General features: G+C 56.9%; 17 protein-coding genes. 13 read left to right on the forward strand and 4 right to left on the reverse strand.

Annotated features, from left to right (window positions below):
* The first annotated feature begins 161 nt into the window (after positions 1–161).
* The 7 genes from priA (at position 162) to rraA (ending at position 8,121) form a co-directional block, all read left to right on the forward strand.
* Entirely contained in the window at positions 162–2,357 is a 2,196-nt protein-coding gene (gene priA, locus ACOQH0_RS22525; protein WP_108417939.1) for a primosomal protein N', read from the forward strand.
* Between the two features lie 119 nt (positions 2,358–2,476).
* Positions 2,477–3,502 (forward strand): DNA-binding transcriptional regulator CytR, encoded by a 1,026-nt coding sequence (gene cytR / locus ACOQH0_RS22530; protein ID WP_421511237.1) that lies wholly within the window; start codon positions 2,477–2,479, stop codon positions 3,500–3,502.
* 93 nt (positions 3,503–3,595) lie between these two features.
* Positions 3,596–4,585 (forward strand): cell division protein FtsN, encoded by a 990-nt coding sequence (gene ftsN, locus ACOQH0_RS22535; RefSeq protein ID WP_089599285.1) that lies wholly within the window; start codon positions 3,596–3,598, stop codon positions 4,583–4,585.
* Positions 4,586–4,679: 94 nt separating this feature from the next.
* Positions 4,680–5,210: an ATP-dependent protease subunit HslV gene (hslV, locus tag ACOQH0_RS22540; protein WP_008501802.1), complete on the forward strand. Its 531-nt coding sequence runs from the start codon at positions 4,680–4,682 to the stop codon at positions 5,208–5,210.
* 9 nt (positions 5,211–5,219) lie between these two features.
* Positions 5,220–6,554: an HslU--HslV peptidase ATPase subunit gene (gene hslU, locus ACOQH0_RS22545; RefSeq protein WP_010436948.1), complete on the forward strand. Its 1,335-nt coding sequence runs from the start codon at positions 5,220–5,222 to the stop codon at positions 6,552–6,554.
* A 68-nt stretch (positions 6,555–6,622) separates the two neighbouring features.
* The gene (gene menA, locus ACOQH0_RS22550; protein WP_218309089.1) at positions 6,623–7,543 is read left to right on the forward strand and encodes a 1,4-dihydroxy-2-naphthoate polyprenyltransferase; all 921 of its coding nucleotides are present in this window, start codon (positions 6,623–6,625) and stop codon (positions 7,541–7,543) included.
* 92 nt (positions 7,544–7,635) lie between these two features.
* Complete coding sequence (rraA, locus tag ACOQH0_RS22555) at positions 7,636–8,121, forward strand: ribonuclease E activity regulator RraA (protein ID WP_010436943.1); 486 nt, start codon at positions 7,636–7,638, stop codon at positions 8,119–8,121.
* 582 nt (positions 8,122–8,703) lie between these two features.
* On the opposite strand, the gene zapB is transcribed toward rraA, so the two are convergent.
* Positions 8,704–8,943, reverse strand: coding sequence for a septal ring assembly protein ZapB (zapB, locus tag ACOQH0_RS22560; RefSeq protein WP_010436935.1), 240 nt, complete (start codon positions 8,941–8,943; stop codon positions 8,704–8,706).
* A gap of 399 nt (positions 8,944–9,342) precedes the next feature.
* On the opposite strand from zapB, the gene ACOQH0_RS22565 reads away from it, so the two are divergent.
* The 4 genes from ACOQH0_RS22565 (at position 9,343) to fpr (ending at position 13,696) form a co-directional block, all read left to right on the forward strand.
* Positions 9,343–10,188: an MIP/aquaporin family protein gene (locus ACOQH0_RS22565; RefSeq protein ID WP_010436934.1), complete on the forward strand. Its 846-nt coding sequence runs from the start codon at positions 9,343–9,345 to the stop codon at positions 10,186–10,188.
* Between the two features lie 21 nt (positions 10,189–10,209).
* The gene (gene glpK / locus ACOQH0_RS22570; RefSeq protein ID WP_089599288.1) at positions 10,210–11,718 is read left to right on the forward strand and encodes a glycerol kinase GlpK; all 1,509 of its coding nucleotides are present in this window, start codon (positions 10,210–10,212) and stop codon (positions 11,716–11,718) included.
* 124 nt (positions 11,719–11,842) lie between these two features.
* A complete protein-coding gene (gene glpX, locus ACOQH0_RS22575; protein ID WP_421511238.1) occupies positions 11,843–12,853 on the forward strand; it encodes a class II fructose-bisphosphatase in 1,011 nt (336 codons plus the stop codon).
* Positions 12,854–12,949: 96 nt separating this feature from the next.
* Positions 12,950–13,696 (forward strand): ferredoxin--NADP(+) reductase, encoded by a 747-nt coding sequence (gene fpr / locus ACOQH0_RS22580; protein WP_421511239.1) that lies wholly within the window; start codon positions 12,950–12,952, stop codon positions 13,694–13,696.
* On the opposite strand, the gene ACOQH0_RS22585 is transcribed toward fpr, so the two are convergent.
* Entirely contained in the window at positions 13,697–14,116 is a 420-nt protein-coding gene (locus tag ACOQH0_RS22585) for a DUF805 domain-containing protein (RefSeq protein WP_010436930.1), read from the reverse strand.
* Positions 14,117–14,267: 151 nt separating this feature from the next.
* Between ACOQH0_RS22585 and ACOQH0_RS22590 the strand changes: the two genes are divergently transcribed.
* The gene (locus ACOQH0_RS22590; RefSeq protein WP_371317580.1) at positions 14,268–14,825 is read left to right on the forward strand and encodes a DUF1454 family protein; all 558 of its coding nucleotides are present in this window, start codon (positions 14,268–14,270) and stop codon (positions 14,823–14,825) included.
* A gap of 111 nt (positions 14,826–14,936) precedes the next feature.
* On the forward strand, positions 14,937–15,704 hold the full coding sequence (gene tpiA, locus ACOQH0_RS22595; RefSeq protein WP_010436926.1) for a triose-phosphate isomerase: 768 nt from the start codon (positions 14,937–14,939) through the stop codon (positions 15,702–15,704).
* A 48-nt stretch (positions 15,705–15,752) separates the two neighbouring features.
* Here tpiA and ACOQH0_RS22600 read toward each other — a convergent pair whose 3' ends face one another.
* Positions 15,753–17,057, reverse strand: a complete 1,305-nt coding sequence (locus tag ACOQH0_RS22600; protein ID WP_421511240.1) for an SLC13 family permease — start codon at positions 17,055–17,057, stop codon at positions 15,753–15,755.
* Between the two features lie 73 nt (positions 17,058–17,130).
* Positions 17,131–17,874 (reverse strand): CDP-diacylglycerol diphosphatase, encoded by a 744-nt coding sequence (locus tag ACOQH0_RS22605; protein ID WP_421511241.1) that lies wholly within the window; start codon positions 17,872–17,874, stop codon positions 17,131–17,133.
* Positions 17,875–17,912: the final 38 nt, after the last annotated feature.

The following is a 17,912-nucleotide window of genomic DNA, read 5'->3' on the forward strand; positions in this document are numbered from 1 at the left end:
TAACGCCAGACACCACGCGATGTTGAATGTAATTTCTTTGGCGTAATATACACCAAAGGCGGCGAATCATACAGAATTTGACCAGCGTATGCAAACTGATCCGCACGCCGCTTTCACTAATGTGTATACTAACGCGCCACTTTTCAAGTCAGGAAGATTCGATGCCCGTCGCTCACGTTGCCCTGCCCGTTCCGCTTCCCCGCACCTTTGACTACCTGCTGCCCGACAGCATGAGCGCCAAAGCGGGCTGTCGCGTGACCGTGCCGTTTGGCAAACAGCAGCGCGTGGGGATCGTGGTTTCCGTGAGTGAAAAAAGCGAGCTGCCGCTTAATGAACTGAAATCGGTTGTTGAGGTACTGGACAGCGAGCCGGTTTACTCCACCAGCACCTGGCGACTGCTGCTGTGGGCGGCGGATTACTATCACCATCCGATTGGTGACGTCCTGTTCCACGCGCTGCCAATCATGCTGCGCCAGGGCAAAAGCGCCAGCCATGCGCCGATGTGGTACTGGTTTGCTACCGAGCAGGGTCAGGCCGTGGATATCAACAGCCTGAAGCGTTCGCAGAAACAGCAGCAGGCGCTGGCGGCACTGCGTCAGGGAAAAATCTGGCGGCATCAGGTCGACGAGCTTGAGGTCAGCGAAACCGCGCTCCAGGCATTAAGAAAGAAAGGGCTGAGCGAACTGGCAAGCGAAGCGCCCGCCCTTCACGACTGGCGCGACGGCTTCTCCGTCTCCGGCGATCGCCTGCGTCTGAACACCGAGCAGGCCACCGCCGTGGGCGCGATTCACAGCGCCTCGGACCATTTCTCTGCCTGGCTGCTGGCGGGCGTGACGGGGTCCGGCAAGACCGAAGTTTATCTGAGCGTGCTGGAAAACGTGCTCGCACAGGGCAAACAGGCGCTGGTGATGGTGCCGGAAATCGGCCTGACGCCGCAGACCATCGCCCGCTTCCGCGAGCGCTTTAACGCGCCGGTTGAGGTGCTGCACTCAGGGCTTAACGACAGCGAGCGCCTCAGCGCCTGGCTGAAAGCGAAAAACGGCGAAGCGGCGATTGTGATCGGCACCCGCTCGTCGCTGTTTACACCGTTTAAAAATCTCGGCGTTATCGTAATAGATGAAGAGCACGACAGCTCCTATAAACAGCAGGAAGGCTGGCGCTATCACGCCCGTGACTTAGCGGTATACCGCGCACACAGCGAGCAAATTCCCATTATTCTCGGCTCCGCCACGCCTGCGCTCGAAACGCTGCACAACGTGCGCCAGCGTAAATACCATATGCTGCGCCTGACGCGTCGCGCGGGTAATGCCCGTCCGGCGATTCAGCACGTGCTGGATCTGAAAGGTCAGCAGGTTCAGGCCGGGCTCGCGCCTGCATTGATTACCCGAATGCGACAGCACTTGCAGGCGGGCAACCAGGTGATCCTGTTCCTTAACCGACGCGGCTTTGCGCCCGCCCTGCTGTGCCACGACTGTGGCTGGATTGCCGAGTGCCCGCGCTGCGACCACTACTACACCTTCCATCAGGCCCAGCGTCATTTACGCTGCCACCACTGCGACAGCCAGCGCCCGGTGCCGCGCCAGTGTCCGTCGTGTGGCTCAACGCATATCGTACCGGTCGGTCTGGGCACGGAGCAGCTGGAACAGGCCCTTGGCCCCTTCTTCCCGGACGTGCCGATTTCGCGTATCGATCGGGACACCACCAGCCGCAAAGGCGCGCTGGAACAACAGCTGGCGGAAGTGCATCGCGGTGGGGCACGCATATTGATTGGCACCCAGATGCTGGCAAAAGGGCATCACTTCCCGGACGTCACGCTGGTCGCCCTGCTGGACGTTGACGGCGCGCTGTTCTCGGCAGATTTCCGCTCCGCCGAGCGCTTCGCCCAGCTTTATACCCAGGTGGCGGGGCGTGCCGGACGCGCAGGAAAGCAAGGCGAAGTGGTGCTGCAAACGCACCACCCTGAGCACCCGCTGCTGCAAACGTTGCTGCATAAAGGCTATGACGCCTTTGCCGAACAGGCGCTGGCCGAACGCCAGACCATGCAGCTGCCACCGTGGACCAGCCACGTCATCATCCGCGCGGAAGACCATAACAACCAGCAGGCGCCGCTTTTCCTGCAACAGCTGAGAAACCTCCTGCAGGCCAGCCCGCTGGTGGATAGTCAGCTGTGGATTTTGGGTCCGGTTCCAGCGCTGGCCCCGAAACGCGGCGGACGTTTCCGCTGGCAAATCTTACTTCAGCACCCGTCACGTATTCGCCTGCAGCATATCGTCAGCGGCACGCTGGCGCTGATCAACACCCTGCCGGAAGCGCGCAAAGTGAAGTGGGTTCTGGACGTCGATCCCATCGAAGGCTGAAGACGGATCGAAAAATTTAACGCGCCTCACACTTTTTATGAAAATTCTGTAACCGATTCCATTAACTATCTGTAAAAATGGTGATGTCCGCAGTTCGGTGTTCAGGCGAGGAGAAGACGTTGAAGTCCAGGAAAGAGATCACTACGGCGACCATGAAAGACGTTGCCGAGAAAGCACAAGTCTCTACGGCAACCGTGTCCCGCGCATTAATGAACCCGGATAAAGTCTCCCAGGCGACCCGTAACAAGGTTGAACAGGCGGCGCTGGAAGTGGGCTATTTCCCGCAGGCGATGGGGCGCAACGTAAAGCGCAACGAATCGCGGACTATTCTGGTGATTGTGCCGGACATCTGCGACCCCTTCTTTAGCGAGATCATTCGCGGTATCGAAGTGACGGCGGCTGAACAAGGCTATCTGGTGCTGATTGGCGACTGCGCCCACCAGAATCAGCAGGAAAAAACCTTTATCGATCTCATTATCACCAAGCAGATTGACGGCATGTTGCTGCTTGGCTCCCGCCTGCCGTTTGATGCCAGCATTGAAGAACAACGCAATTTACCGCCGATGGTGATGGCCAACGAGTTCGCGCCAGAGCTGGAACTGCCGACGGTGCATATTGATAACCTGACCGCCGCGTTCAATGCGGTGAACTATCTTCAGGAGCTGGGGCATAAGCGTATTGGCTGTATTGCCGGACCGGAAGAGATGCCGCTTTGCCACTACCGCCTGCAGGGCTATGTCCAGGCGCTGCGTCGTACCGGAGCCATCGTTGATCCGCACTATATCGCGCGCGGTGATTTTACCTTTGAAGCGGGCGGACAAGCGCTGGAGAAACTGCTGGCACTGCCGCAGCCGCCAACGGCGGTGTTCTGCCACAGCGACGTGATGGCGCTGGGCGCGCTGTCACACGCCAAACGTCGTGGGTTACGCGTGCCAAAAGACCTGTCGATTATCGGCTTCGATAATATTTCGCTTTCAGAGTTTTGCGATCCGCCGCTCTCTACCGTTTCTCAACCGCGCTATCAGATTGGCCGCGAAGCGATGCTGCTTTTGCTGGATCAGCTGCAGGGTCAAACGGTTAGCAGCGGCTCGCGGTTGCTCGACTGCGAGCTGATTGTTCGCGGCTCTACCCAGGCATTGACTTAAAGTAAATGCCTTTCGGACACCCTTATCTGGTCAAAGCCCCGCCGCTTAAGTAACATGGCGGGCTGACGAACGAATAAATACAGCGAAACGATAGTGGCACAACGAGATTATGTACGTCGCGGCCAGCCGGCACCTTCGCGACGCAAAAAGAGTAGTTCAAAAAGCAAGCAGCGGAACCTGCCTGCCGTCTCGCCAGCAATGGTCGCTATTGCTGCGGCTGTACTGGTGGCCTTCATTGGCGGCCTGTACTTTATTACGCACCATAAAAAAGAAGAATCTGAAGCGCTTCAGGGCAACAAAGTGGCCGGTAACGGCCTTCCGCCGAAGCCTGAGGAGCGCTGGCGCTATATTAAAGAGCTGGAAAGCCGCCAGCCTGGCGTGCGTGCGCCTACCGAGCCGTCTGCCGGTGGCGAAGTGAAAAATGCCGATCAGCTGACGAACGAACAGCGCCAGCTGCTGGCACAGATGCAGGCCGATATGCGTCAGCAGCCTACGCAGCTGAATGAAGTGCCGTGGAACGAACAAACGCCTGCGCAGCGTCAGCAAACGTTGCAGATGCAGCGTCAGCGCCAGGCACAAATTCAGCAGCAGCAACAGCAGCAGTGGACGCAAACCCAGCCGGTACAACAGCCGAAGGCCCAGCCATACCAGCAGCCACAGCAGCAGACGCGTACGGTGCAATCGCAGCCTGTTCAGCAACAGCCAAAAGCGCAGCCGCAAAAGCAGGCGGCGCAGCCGTATCAGGATCTGCTCCAGACGCCAGCGCATACCACGGCGCAGCAGCCGAAAACGCAGCAGGCCGCGCCGGTGACCAAAGAGACCGAAGCACCGAAGCAAACGGCAGAGAAAAAAGACGAACGCCGCTGGATGGTGCAGTGCGGCTCGTTTAAAGGCGCCGAGCAGGCCGAAACCGTGCGTGCTCAGCTCGCGTTCGAAGGATTTGACTCACGCATTACCACCAACAACGGCTGGAACCGCGTGGTGATTGGCCCGGTCAAAGGTAAAGAAAATGCCGACGGCACTATCTCTCGTTTGAAAGTAGCCGGTCACACAAACTGCATTCGACTCGCCTCCGGGGGTTGAAACCCCCAAAATCCCCCCCATCTATCATTTAATTCAGCCCTGAGCACTGGCTCAGGGCTTCTGTTTCCCGAATCTGTAACCAGGGGGTCTGCTCGTGACAACAATAGTAAGTGTACGCCGTAACGGCCATGTGGTAATCGCCGGTGATGGCCAGGCCACGCTGGGTAATACCGTCATGAAAGGCAACGTGAAGAAAGTGCGTCGTCTCTACAACGACAAAGTGATCGCCGGTTTTGCAGGCGGCACGGCGGATGCCTTCACGCTGTTTGAACTGTTTGAACGCAAACTGGAAATGCACCAGGGTCACCTGGTGAAAGCTGCCGTTGAGCTGGCGAAAGACTGGCGTACCGACCGCATGCTGCGCAAGCTCGAAGCGCTGCTGGCCGTGGCCGATGAAACCGCCTCGCTAATCATCACCGGTAACGGTGACGTGATTCAGCCGGAAAATGACCTGATTGCCATCGGCTCCGGCGGCCCGTACGCCCAGGCTGCAGCCCGCGCCCTGTTGGAAAACACCGACATGAACGCGCGCGATATCGCGGTGAAAGCGTTGGATATTGCAGGTGATATCTGCATTTATACCAACCACAACCACACCATCGAAGAATTGACCTCCAAAGCGTAAGGATCTCCCATGTCTGAAATGACCCCACGCGAAATTGTCAGCGAACTGAACAAACACATTATCGGCCAGGATAACGCCAAGCGTTCCGTGGCGATTGCCCTGCGTAACCGCTGGCGTCGTATGCAGCTTGACGAAGAGCTGCGCCACGAAGTGACCCCGAAAAACATTCTGATGATCGGGCCGACCGGTGTTGGTAAAACCGAAATCGCTCGTCGCCTGGCGAAACTCGCTAACGCGCCGTTCATCAAAGTGGAAGCCACTAAGTTCACCGAAGTGGGCTACGTGGGTAAAGAAGTGGATTCCATTATCCGCGATCTGACCGACTCGGCAATCAAGATGGTGCGCGTCCAGGCTATCGAGAAAAACCGCTACCGCGCAGAAGAGATGGCCGAAGAGCGCATTCTCGACGTGCTGATCCCACCGGCTAAAAACAACTGGGGCCAGGCAGAGCAGCAGGCGGAACCGTCCGCAGCGCGCCAGGCATTCCGCAAGAAACTGCGTGAAGGCCAGTTGGACGACAAAGAGATTGAGATCGATCTCGCTGCCGCGCCGATGGGTGTGGAAATCATGGCGCCTCCGGGCATGGAAGAGATGACCAGCCAGCTGCAGTCCATGTTCCAGAACCTGGGCGGCCAGAAGCAGAAAGCACGTAAGCTGAAAATCAAAGATGCGATGAAGCTGCTGATTGAAGAAGAAGCGGCGAAGCTGGTGAACCCGGAAGAGCTGAAGCAGGACGCTATCGACGCGGTTGAGCAACACGGCATCGTGTTTATCGACGAAATCGACAAAATTTGTAAGCGCGGCGGCAACAGCTCCGGCCCGGATGTATCCCGCGAAGGCGTTCAGCGCGACCTGCTGCCGCTAGTTGAAGGCTGCACCGTCTCCACGAAGCACGGCATGGTGAAAACGGACCACATCCTGTTTATCGCTTCCGGGGCGTTCCAGGTTGCCAGCCCGTCGGATCTGATCCCGGAACTGCAGGGCCGTCTGCCCATCCGCGTTGAGCTGCAGGCGCTGACCACCGAAGATTTCGAACGTATCCTGACCGAGCCAAACGCCTCTGCCACCGTGCAGTACAAAGCGCTGATGGCAACCGAAGGTGTGAACCTCGAGTTCACCGAAGACGGTATCAAACGTATCGCCCAGGCCGCATGGCAGGTGAACGAAACCACCGAGAACATCGGTGCGCGTCGTCTGCACACCGTACTGGAACGCCTGGTGGAAGATATCTCTTATGATGCGAGCGACCTTAACGGTCAAACCATCACCATTGACGCAGAATATGTGAGTAAACATCTGGATGCGTTAGTGGCAGATGAAGATCTGAGCCGTTTTATCCTATAATCGCGGTTACTGCATTCTCATCACGTTTAATGGGGGCTAATGCCCCCATTTTTATTGGCTAAATACTTATGACTGACATCAGCCGTACTCAGGCGTGGCTCGAAAGTTTGCGCCCTAAAACGCTTCCTCTGGCCTTTGCCGCGATTATCGTCGGTACTGCGCTTGCCTGGTGGCAAGGTTATTTTGATCCGCTGGTCGCCGCGCTGGCATTGATTACCGCCGGCCTGCTGCAAATTCTCTCCAATCTCGCCAATGACTATGGCGATGCGGTGAAAGGCAGCGACAAGCCCGATCGCATCGGGCCGCTGCGCGGGATGCAGAAAGGGGTCATTACCCAGGCACAGATGAAACGCGCGCTGATTATCACCGTGGTGCTGATTTGCTTGTCCGGCCTGGCGCTGGTGACGGTCGCATCTAAGACCACCAGCGATTTCATCGGTTTCCTGGTGCTGGGTTTGCTCGCGATTATCGCAGCCATTACCTACACCGTTGGCACGCGCCCTTACGGTTATATTGGGCTGGGTGATATCTCCGTGCTGGTGTTCTTCGGCTGGCTGAGCGTGATGGGGAGCTGGTATCTGCAGGCGCATACGGTCATCCCTGCCCTGTTCCTGCCCGCAACAGCCTGCGGCCTGCTGGCCACGGCGGTGCTCAACATCAACAATCTGCGCGATATCGACAGCGATCGTGAGAACGGCAAAAATACCCTGGCCGTGCGTCTGGGGCCGGTGAATGCGCGCCGCTATCATGCCTGTCTGCTCATTGGCGCGCTGGTTTGCCTGGCGCTGTTTAACCTGACTTCCTTGCAGAGCTTGTGGGGGTGGCTGTTTGTGCTTGCCGCGCCGTTGCTGGTTAAGCAGGCCCGCTTTGTGATGCGTGAGCTCAGCCCGTCCGCTATGCCACCAATGCTGGAACGTACGGTAAAAGGCGCGCTGTTGACTAACCTGTTGTTCGTCATCGGGATTGTGTTAAGCCAGACGCTCAGTTAGCTGACAAATATCAATTAACAATTGATGATTTTGCCAACAACGCATTTCGCACGATATACTGAACACATTCGCAGCAACTGAGCGTTAAACCTATGAAATACGATACCTCCGAGCTTTGTGACATCTACCAGGAAGATGTCAACGTCGTTGAACCGCTGTTCTCCAACTTTGGTGGGCGGTCGTCGTTTGGCGGGCAAATCATCACGGTGAAATGTTTCGAGGATAACGGGTTGCTGTACGATCTGCTCGAACAGAATGGTCGTGGCCGCGTTCTGGTGGTCGACGGCGGCGGTTCCGTGCGCCGTGCATTGATTGATGCTGAACTGGCGGGAATTGCCGTCCAGAACGAGTGGGAAGGCATTGTGGTGTACGGTTCCGTGCGTCAGGTGGACGATCTCGAAGACCTGGATATCGGGATTCAGGCCATCGCGGCCATACCGGTAGGCGCAGCGGGCGACGGCATCGGCGAAAGCGACGTGCGCGTTAACTTCGGCGGCGTGACCTTCTTCTCCGGCGACCATCTCTACGCCGATAACACCGGCATTATCCTTTCCGAAGATCCGCTGGATATCGAGTAATAGAACAGTCAGCGTGAACCATAAAAAAACCGCCAACAGCAATGTGGCGGTTTTTTTGTCCCTCGGGATTCGCGGTCCGTTGGGAGGATTTACAGCTCCACACCAGGGACTTTTATCATACCCCTCAATAAGCGGCAGGCAATCCCTTAGACCCTTTATAAAATCTTAATTTTATTTGCACATCTTAACGGCGAGGCTGATGTTAACTATGATGAAGCGTCCCTTTCCGCCATCTCGCACATGGGCATCGGTCCAGGGAAAGGTGTATTCACAGCCGTATAACAGCCCACACCAGGGCTTGTGTCCACCGACTTATCACCGGTGGTGAACGGTGGAGCGGTTAGCAGCAGGGACCGCATAATGAAACGCTATTTATGTATCGCGTTCATTGTCGCCAGCGTACTCGTGGTAAAGAGTGATGAACCGAGTGGGTTTGTTGCTTATGCTATGACAACGCAGGACAAGTAGCGTTAAGGCCGCCTCGGGCGGCCTTTTTTATGGCTTGACTCAGTTAGCGATAACCATAAAAAAGCCGGGTGGCGGCTTCGCCTTACCCGGCCTGGTCAGTCATCCTTAAGGGGATCAGACTTCTTCCATACGTCCCAGCAGCGCCTGCAGGCGATCCTGCCAGCCGTTCTGCTGTTCGCGCAGCTGGTTGTTTTCGCGCTCCAGTTCCTCGCGGCCGTGCTGAGCGTTCTGAACTTCCTGCGCCAGGCTGTTGTTCTTCTCTTTCAGCTCTTCAATTTCCATCTGCAGCAGGGTGATGGTGTCAATCGCCTGCTGTACTTTCGATTCCAGTTTCTCAAACACTTCTAAAGACATGATGCTACCTCTCCTGAATTGCAAGGCGACGCTTTAACGTAAACGCGCACGACATATACCGTCGATTGTATGGAGCGCGGCGCTCTGTGTCCAGCGACACACCGCGCAGATCGCGGTTTGCAACACTTTTAGGTCTGGTCCTGGTGCGTTCGCGTCATATACCCCTAAATTGTTAACTCATTCGTTAATGAAATGATTCAGCTCACATTCTAAGGCTGATGCAAAAATGTGCTTTATGGCGCGAAAACGCTCATTTTATTGACGCAGACCACACATTTTGATTTCGATATTTCTCGTTTTTGCTCGTTAACGATAAATTAACACTATGTCTACAGGACATCGTGGCTGTCACGGGCGGCCATGCTAACAATAAACATTCATCTCTTCAGGATTCCGATTATGAGTCAGACATCAACCTTAAAAGGCCAGTGCATTGCCGAGTTCCTTGGTACCGGGTTGTTGATATTCTTCGGAGTGGGCTGTGTCGCTGCACTGAAAGTGGCGGGTGCCAGTTTTGGTCAGTGGGAAATCAGTATCATCTGGGGTCTGGGCGTGGCGATGGCCATCTACCTGACTGCAGGGGTTTCCGGTGCACATCTTAACCCGGCGGTGACCATCGCGCTGTGGCTGTTCGCGTGCTTCGATGGACGCAAAGTTGTTCCTTTCATCATTTCTCAGTTTGCCGGCGCCTTTTGCGCAGCGGCGTTAGTTTACGGGCTTTATTACAATCTTTTCATCGACTTCGAACAGACGCATCATATGGTGCGCGGCAGTGTCGAAAGTCTGGATCTGGCTGGCATCTTCTCAACCTATCCGAACCCGCATATCAATTTTGTGCAGGCGTTCGCAGTTGAAATGGTGATTACCGCTATTCTGATGGGCGTCATTATGGCGCTGGGCGATGACGGCAACGGCATTCCGCGCGGCCCGCTGGCCCCGCTGCTGATTGGCCTGCTGATTGCGGTTATCGGCGCATCAATGGGTCCACTGACCGGCTTCGCGATGAACCCGGCGCGTGACCTGGGGCCAAAAACCTTCGCCTTCTTCGCTGGATGGGGCGACGTCGCCTTCACCGGTGGCAAAGACATTCCTTACTTCCTGGTTCCGCTGTTCGGGCCAATCGTAGGGGCGGCGCTGGGTGCATTCGGCTATCGCAAATTAATTGGTCGCCACTTACCGTGCGACACCTGTGTGGAAGAAGAGAAAGAAACAACGTCTACCGCACAACAAAAAGCTTCGCTGTAATCTGACTACGGGACACCTAACATGACCGAAAAAAAATATATTGTTGCGCTCGACCAGGGCACTACCAGCTCCCGCGCTGTCGTAATGGATCATGACGCGAACATCGTCAGCGTGTCACAGCGCGAATTCGAGCAAATTTATCCTCGTCCAGGCTGGGTAGAGCATGACCCAATGGAGATCTGGGCGTCACAAAGCTCCACGCTGGTCGAAGTGCTGGCGAAAGCCGACATCAGCTCCGACGAAATTGCCGCCATCGGTATCACCAACCAGCGTGAAACCACCGTGGTCTGGGAGCGCGAAACCGGTAAGCCAATTTACAACGCCATCGTCTGGCAGTGCCGACGTACCTCAGAAATCTGTGAGAAGCTAAAGCGCGACGGTATGGAAGAGTACGTTCGTAGCGCTACCGGCCTGGTGGTTGACCCGTATTTCTCCGGCACCAAGGTGAAGTGGATCCTCGACCACGTGGAAGGCTCACGCGAGCGTGCTAAACGCGGCGAGCTGCTGTTCGGTACCGTTGATACCTGGCTTATCTGGAAAATGACCCAGGGACGCGTTCACGTCACCGACTATACCAACGCCTCGCGTACCATGCTGTTCAACATCAATACCCTGGAGTGGGATGACAAGATGCTGGACGCGCTGGACATCCCGCGCGCGATGCTGCCTGAAGTGCGTAAGTCTTCAGAAGTGTACGGCCAGACCAACATCGGCGGTAAGGGCGGCACCCGTATTCCTATCGCCGGTATCGCCGGTGACCAGCAGGCGGCGCTGTTCGGCCAGCTGTGCGTCAAGGAAGGGATGGCGAAGAATACCTATGGCACCGGCTGCTTTATGCTGATGAACACTGGCGAGAAAGCGGTGAAATCAGAAAACGGCCTGCTGACCACCATCGCCTGCGGCCCGCGCGGCGAAGTGAACTATGCGCTGGAAGGTGCGGTGTTTATGGCCGGTGCGTCCATTCAGTGGCTGCGCGACGAGATGAAGCTGATCAGCGATGCGTTCGATTCCGAGTACTTCGCGACCAAAGTGAAAGACACCAACGGCGTGTACGTGGTGCCTGCGTTCACCGGTCTGGGCGCACCGTACTGGGATCCGTATGCACGCGGCGCGATTTTCGGTCTGACGCGCGGTGTGAACTCTAACCACATTATTCGCGCCACCCTGGAATCCATTGCCTACCAGACGCGCGACGTGCTGGAAGCGATGCAGGCTGACTCCGGCATTCGTCTGCACGCCCTGCGCGTGGACGGCGGTGCGGTAGCGAATAACTTCCTGATGCAGTTCCAGTCCGACATTCTGGGCACCCGCGTTGAGCGCCCTGAAGTGCGCGAAGTGACGGCGCTGGGTGCGGCGTACCTTGCCGGTCTGGCGGTAGGCTTCTGGCAGAACCTGGACGAGCTGCAGGAAAAAGCGGTTATCGAACGCGAATTCCGCCCGGGCATCGAAACCACCGAGCGTAACTTCCGCTACAGCGGCTGGAAAAAAGCGGTGAAACGCGCTCTGGCGTGGGAAGAGCACGAAGAGTAATAGTCCTTAATCCCCTCTCCCCTGGGGAGAGGGTTAGGGTGAGGGGCTCAGACCGCACCACCCCTCCCCCGTCCCCACTCTGTGATAAACTTCGTGCAATTCCTTTTGATTGCACGAGTACCTCATGAAACGTGAACTTGCTATCGAGTTTTCCCGCGTCACCGAAGCAGCCGCCCTTGCAGGCTATAAATGGCTGGGTCGTGGCGACAAAAATACCGCCGACGGCGCCGCCGTCCACGCCATGCGCATTGTACTTAACCAGGTCAACATCGACGGCACCATCGTGATCGGCGAAGGCGAGATCGACGAAGCGCCGATGCTCTATATCGGTGAAAAAGTCGGTACCGGCAAAGGCGATGCCGTGGATATCGCCGTCGACCCGATCGAAGGCACCCGTATGACGGCGATGGGCCAGGCCAACGCGCTGGCAGTGCTGGCCGTGGGCGATAAGGGATGCTTCCTCAACGCGCCGGATATGTACATGGAAAAGCTGATTGTCGGTCCTGGCGCGAAGGGCGCAATCGACCTCAGCCTGCCGCTGGAAGAGAACCTGCGCAATATCGCCAAAGCCCTGGGCAAACCGCTCAGCGAGCTGACCGTGACGATTCTGGCGAAACCGCGCCACGACGCCACCATCGCGCAGATGCAAAAGCTCGGCGTGCGCGTTTTTGCTATCCCTGACGGTGATGTTGCCGCCTCGATCCTGACCTGCATGCCGGACAGTGAAGTAGACGTGCTGTACGGTATCGGCGGCGCGCCGGAAGGCGTGGTCTCTGCGGCGGTAATCCGCGCGCTGGACGGCGATATGCAGGCGCGTCTGCTGCCACGTCATGAGGTGAAAGGCGACAGCGACGAGAACCGCCGTATCGGAGAAAACGAGCTGGCACGCTGCGACGCGATGGGCATCGAGGCCAATAAAGTGCTGGCTCTGGACGAGATGGCGCGCAGCGACAACGTTGTCTTCTCCGCGACCGGCATCACCAAAGGCGATCTGCTGGACGGCATCACCCGCAAGGGCAACATGGCGACCACCGAAACGCTGCTGATCCGCGGTAAATCGCGCACCATTCGCCGCATTCAGTCTATCCACTATCTCGACCGCAAAGACCCGGACGTGCAGACGCACATTCTGTAAAACCGTTTGATCGATTGAGCTTTCCGGCCCAAATGGGCTGGAAATCTCCCCGCTAAGTACGGAAGATAGAACAGAGAAACAGCACAGGAGAAGATCATGGCGGACTGGGTAACAGGTAAAGTCACAAAGGTACAGTTCTGGACCGATGCGCTATTTAGTCTCACCCTGCATGCTCCCGTCCACCCGTTCACAGCCGGGCAATTTGCAAAGCTGGGGCTGGATGTCGACGGCGAACGCGTGCAGCGCGCCTACTCTTACGTTAACGCGCCTGATAACCCGGATCTCGAGTTCTATCTGGTCACCGTCCCGGACGGTAAACTCAGCCCACGCCTCGCGGCGCTGAAGCCTGGCGATGATGTGCAGATTGTGGCAGAAGCGGCCGGTTTCTTCGTGCTCGACGAAATTCCAGACTGTGACACCTTGTGGATGCTGGCAACCGGCACCGCCATCGGGCCTTATCTCTCTATTTTGCAGTACGGCAAAGATCTGGAACGTTTCAAAAACATCGTGCTGGTTCACGCCGCGCGCTACGCCGCAGACCTGAGCTATCTGCCGCAAATGCAGGTGCTGGAACAGCAGTACGGCGGGAAGCTGAAAATTCAAACCGTGGTCAGCCGTGAAACGGCGTCAGGCTCACTGACCGGACGTGTTCCGGCGTTGATTGAGAGCGGTGCGCTGGAGGAGGCGGTTGGCTTGCCAATGAATATCGAAACCAGCCATGTGATGCTGTGCGGTAACCCGCAGATGGTTCGTGACACGCAGCAGCTTCTGAAGGATACCCGGCAGATGACGAAACACCTTCGTCGCCGACCGGGCCATATGACGGCTGAACACTACTGGTGATCAGCGGTACTTCACCTCAAGGGTATCTTTACCGTATTTGTTTTCGCTCTGGGTGCCGATAAACGCGCCCAGATCGACAACCATCATCACGAAGATAATGCTCGGCACCATCCTGCCCACGACCCACGGCAGGATAGACGGCAGCACTGACCAGTTTCCTGCCACCAGCATCCACGCCAGAATAATCAGAAAAGCCCATGCGCCGGAACGGCCGCGATCGTGCAGACGTTTCACCACCACGGCGGCCGTTGGCCACAGCAGGCAGACCAGCGCAAACGCCGCCGTTTGCGTGCTCAGCCACGCGTTATAAGCAACAAAAAATAGAAGCAGCATGGCGACAACCCACGTCACCATCCAAACCCAGAAATCACGGCGTCCAATACGCCCTTTGAATGAAAACAGCCACTGCTGTATGGTCATGTAAGGTTCCTTATTATCGTATAGCGCGCATTTTACCCTGGAGTTGTGACCTTTTGACAAGCCGACCAGATATCGTTTTAATCATGAGCACTTACGGCCAGGGGCAATATTGATGAAATTAACGGCACACTCTCTTTTCCTGTGTTTAGCGATGCTGAGCGCAGGCAGCTCTCTGCATGCCGCTGAAAACACCGCTCCAACTACAGCGCCGTATCTCCTGGCGGGCGCGCCCTCCTTCGACCAATCCATCAGCCAGTTTCGTGAAGCCTTTAATCAGGCCAACCCAAAGCTGCCGCTGGACGAGTTTCGCGCCATTGATAGCGCCCGAGATACCCCAACCCTGACCCGTGCAGCGAGCAAAATTAACGAGAATTTATACGCATCGACAGCGCTGGAACGCGGCACGCTAAAAATTAAAAGCATGCAGATCACCTGGCTGCCAATCCAGGGGCCGGAACAGAAAGCGGCCAGGGCGAAAGCGCTGGAGTATATGAGCGCCATTTTGCATGCCTTCACCCCGGCGCTAACGAAAACGCAAAGCCAGCAAAAGCTGCAAAAATTGCTGACGGCAGGTAAAAACAAGCGTTACTACGCCGATACGGAAGGCGCCATTCGCTATGTAGTGGCGGATAACGGTGAAAAAGGCCTGACCTTCGCTGTTGAACCGATTAAGCTGGCGCTATCAGACTCACTCGGAGGGGCGAATTAATGACAAAAAGCAAAGCCTTTCAGGGGAAAATCTCTATACTGATTCACAGACCATGCTGCCCATAAGGGCGGCCATATTCCTTAATTCGCTTATTTAGCGTGGAGAATTGAAATGCGACATCCTTTAGTGATGGGTAACTGGAAACTGAACGGCAGCCGCCACATGGTAAACGAACTGGTTGCGAACCTGCGTAAAGAGCTGGCTGGCGTAACCGGCTGCGCGGTTGCTATCGCTCCGCCGGATATGTACCTGGACCTGGCTAAACACGCCGCTGACGGCAGCCACATCGTGCTGGGTGCGCAGAACGTTGACGTTAACCTGTCTGGCGCATTCACCGGTGAAACCTCTGCTGAAATGCTGAAAGATATCGGCGCGAAATACATCATCATCGGCCACTCTGAGCGTCGCACCTACCACAAAGAATCCGATGAGTTCATCGCGAAGAAATTCGCCGTGCTGAAAGAGCAGGGCCTGATCCCGGTTCTGTGCATCGGTGAAACCGAAGCGGAAAACGAAGCGGGCAAAACTGAAGAAGTGTGCGCACGCCAGATCGACGCCGTGCTGAAAACCCAGGGCGCAGCAGCGTTCGAAGGCGCGGTCATCGCTTACGAGCCAGTCTGGGCGATCGGTACCGGCAAATCTGCAACCCCTGCACAGGCTCAGGCGGTTCACAAATTCATCCGTGACCACATTGCTAAAGCCGACGCGAAAGTGGCTGAGCAAGTGATCATCCAGTACGGTGGTTCCGTAAACGCAGCCAACGCTGCTGAGCTGTTCACCCAGCCAGACATCGATGGCGCGCTGGTTGGCGGTGCATCCCTGAAAGCTGACGCTTTCGCGGTGATCGTTAAAGCAGCAGAAGCGGCTAAACAGGCGTAAATGCCTTTGTGGCGGGTGGCGCTTGCGCTTACCCGCCCTACAAAACCCCTACAACTTACCTAACACGCTAAACCACAGATAATCCAGCGGCAGTAGCACAAGATACGTTGCTATGGCTAGCGCCAGACAGAGCACCATCCCCGCCCTTGCAGGGACTTTTCCTAAGCCCATCGCCACCACAATCGGCGACGCCTGATACGGCAGCAGCGGCGTGGAGTAGCCCAGCACCTGAATCATAATCACCGACAGCAGCGGGAAACCGGTCGCGTCCGAGAAGCTTTGCGCCAGCGTGGTATAGAGTGCAGGAACGCCGTTGGCGGTCATAATGAAGTTGAGCGCCGTGGTTATCCCGGTCAACGCGAGGAAACTGGTGAACGGCCTGTGTACATCCAGCGGCATGATGCGAAGCAATGCCTCGCCCACAGCCGTTCCAATGCCGGTTTGCGTCACCACGATTGCCAGACCGAGAATACCCGCGACGTAAATACAGGTTCGCATATTCACCCCCGCAGAAAACTCCTCTCCGGTGATAAAACCGATGCGCGGCAGCATAACGATGACCGCTGCCGCCAGTCCTGTCCACGCAGGCCCCACGCCGTGCCAGCTCTCCGTCACCCACATTCCCAACACCACCGCCAGCAGCCAGGCGAGACGCTTTTCGTCCCGCCCCATAGGCTCTGAGGGCGTCAGCTCCTTCGGCGGTTTCGGGCTGCCGGGGAATAGCCAGCAGATCAGGCCAATCAGGATCAGGCCTTTGAGGATACCGAGCACCGGCGTGTGCAGCAGCAGATACGGGACATAGTTCAGGTGAATACCGTACGAGCCCTCCGCCGCACCGCTCATCACCAGATTGGGGACGTTAGCAGGCAGGATAGTGGCTGAAAGCTGGAAGGTGCCGAACCCGACGGCCAGCGCCAGACCGAACCAGGCGCGGGAGCCGTCGGCGATACCGGCGCGTTTTGCCATCGCCGCGACAATCGGCATCAGCAGCGCAATACGTCCCATGTTCGACGGCATCACAAACGCCAGCGCATAGCTCAGCAGCACCACGCTTGCCACCATCAGCGGCCAGGAGTCGGTAAGCTTTGCGGAGAGCGCCCGGGCGGCCCTGTCCGCCAGGCCGGTTTTACGGAGCGCCACGCCGAGGACAAAACCGCTAAATACCAGCCAGAAAGCCGACGAAGCAAAACCGCCAAAAATCACTTCCGGCGGGGCAATTTTGGCGATCATCGCCGCCGTGAAAAACAGCAGCGCGGTGAGAAATTCCGGCAGCAGCGACGTCGCCCACAGCACGATGGTGACGCCAACAATCAGTGAGGGCAGCAGCAGAGGATGCGTTAACCAGAGCGACATACCTGTCTCCTGTAGAATTTTTCAGCAAGTCTACGGCGACAGGCAGGACGAGTAAACGCCATTTATAGTGGGGTCACTTCAGGATATCGCATTGATGATCCTGAAGTTCCTCCGCCGACGCGCGGTTAAGCATCAGCAGATTACGCTCGGTCGCCAGCAAAACAAACGAACCGTCCGACTGCTGCGCCATCGCCAGCGCGAAGCGCCCCATATGGTCGCGCGCTTCCGGCAGCTCTTCTGCCAGCATCATAAACGGGCTGCGCTGTACCAGCTCATTCTCCGTCACCCGACGGGCAAGATATTCATGCCCTTCCAGCCCGCCCGGGAACGGTAACCACTGGGTGCTAATTTGCCCCTGAGCGGCATTGAGCTTCTCGCGCACGTCCGGGCGCAGGCAGGAGATATGAATATGAAAATGGTTTTGCGTGCGGCCAGTTGGGGAGTTGATCGTCAGCGAAATGGCGCTATCAGGCACCTCTGAGCCGCGCTTCAGCGTCATAAAGCTGCGGGACTGCCACGCCAGCCAGAAAAAGTTCGGCGTGTGAGGCTCCGTCAAAAGGGGACTTTCGGTGCCGTTGATGCGGTACGTGGGCATCAGCAGATACTGCAGCGGGCCGTTGCGGTCTTTAAACACCACATAGCCTGCATCCGTTTTCACCTGCGCGCACGGCGCGGGGTTACGGTGTTGGATCTGATTCGGCACGCACTGGTCGAGAACGATATGCCGCAACGCGTTCGGATTACCCGCCTTTATCCAGTACGCGCCGCCAGCGGCCAGGGCGATGACAATCAGGATCAATACGATAATTTTTTTCACAACGCGTTCCCTGTTTTCGATAGAGGCGAAAGAGTAAC

This window comes from Enterobacter sp. JS8-1, from assembly GCF_049187015.1.
In the GTDB taxonomy this organism is placed as follows: domain Bacteria; phylum Pseudomonadota; class Gammaproteobacteria; order Enterobacterales; family Enterobacteriaceae; genus Enterobacter; species Enterobacter mori.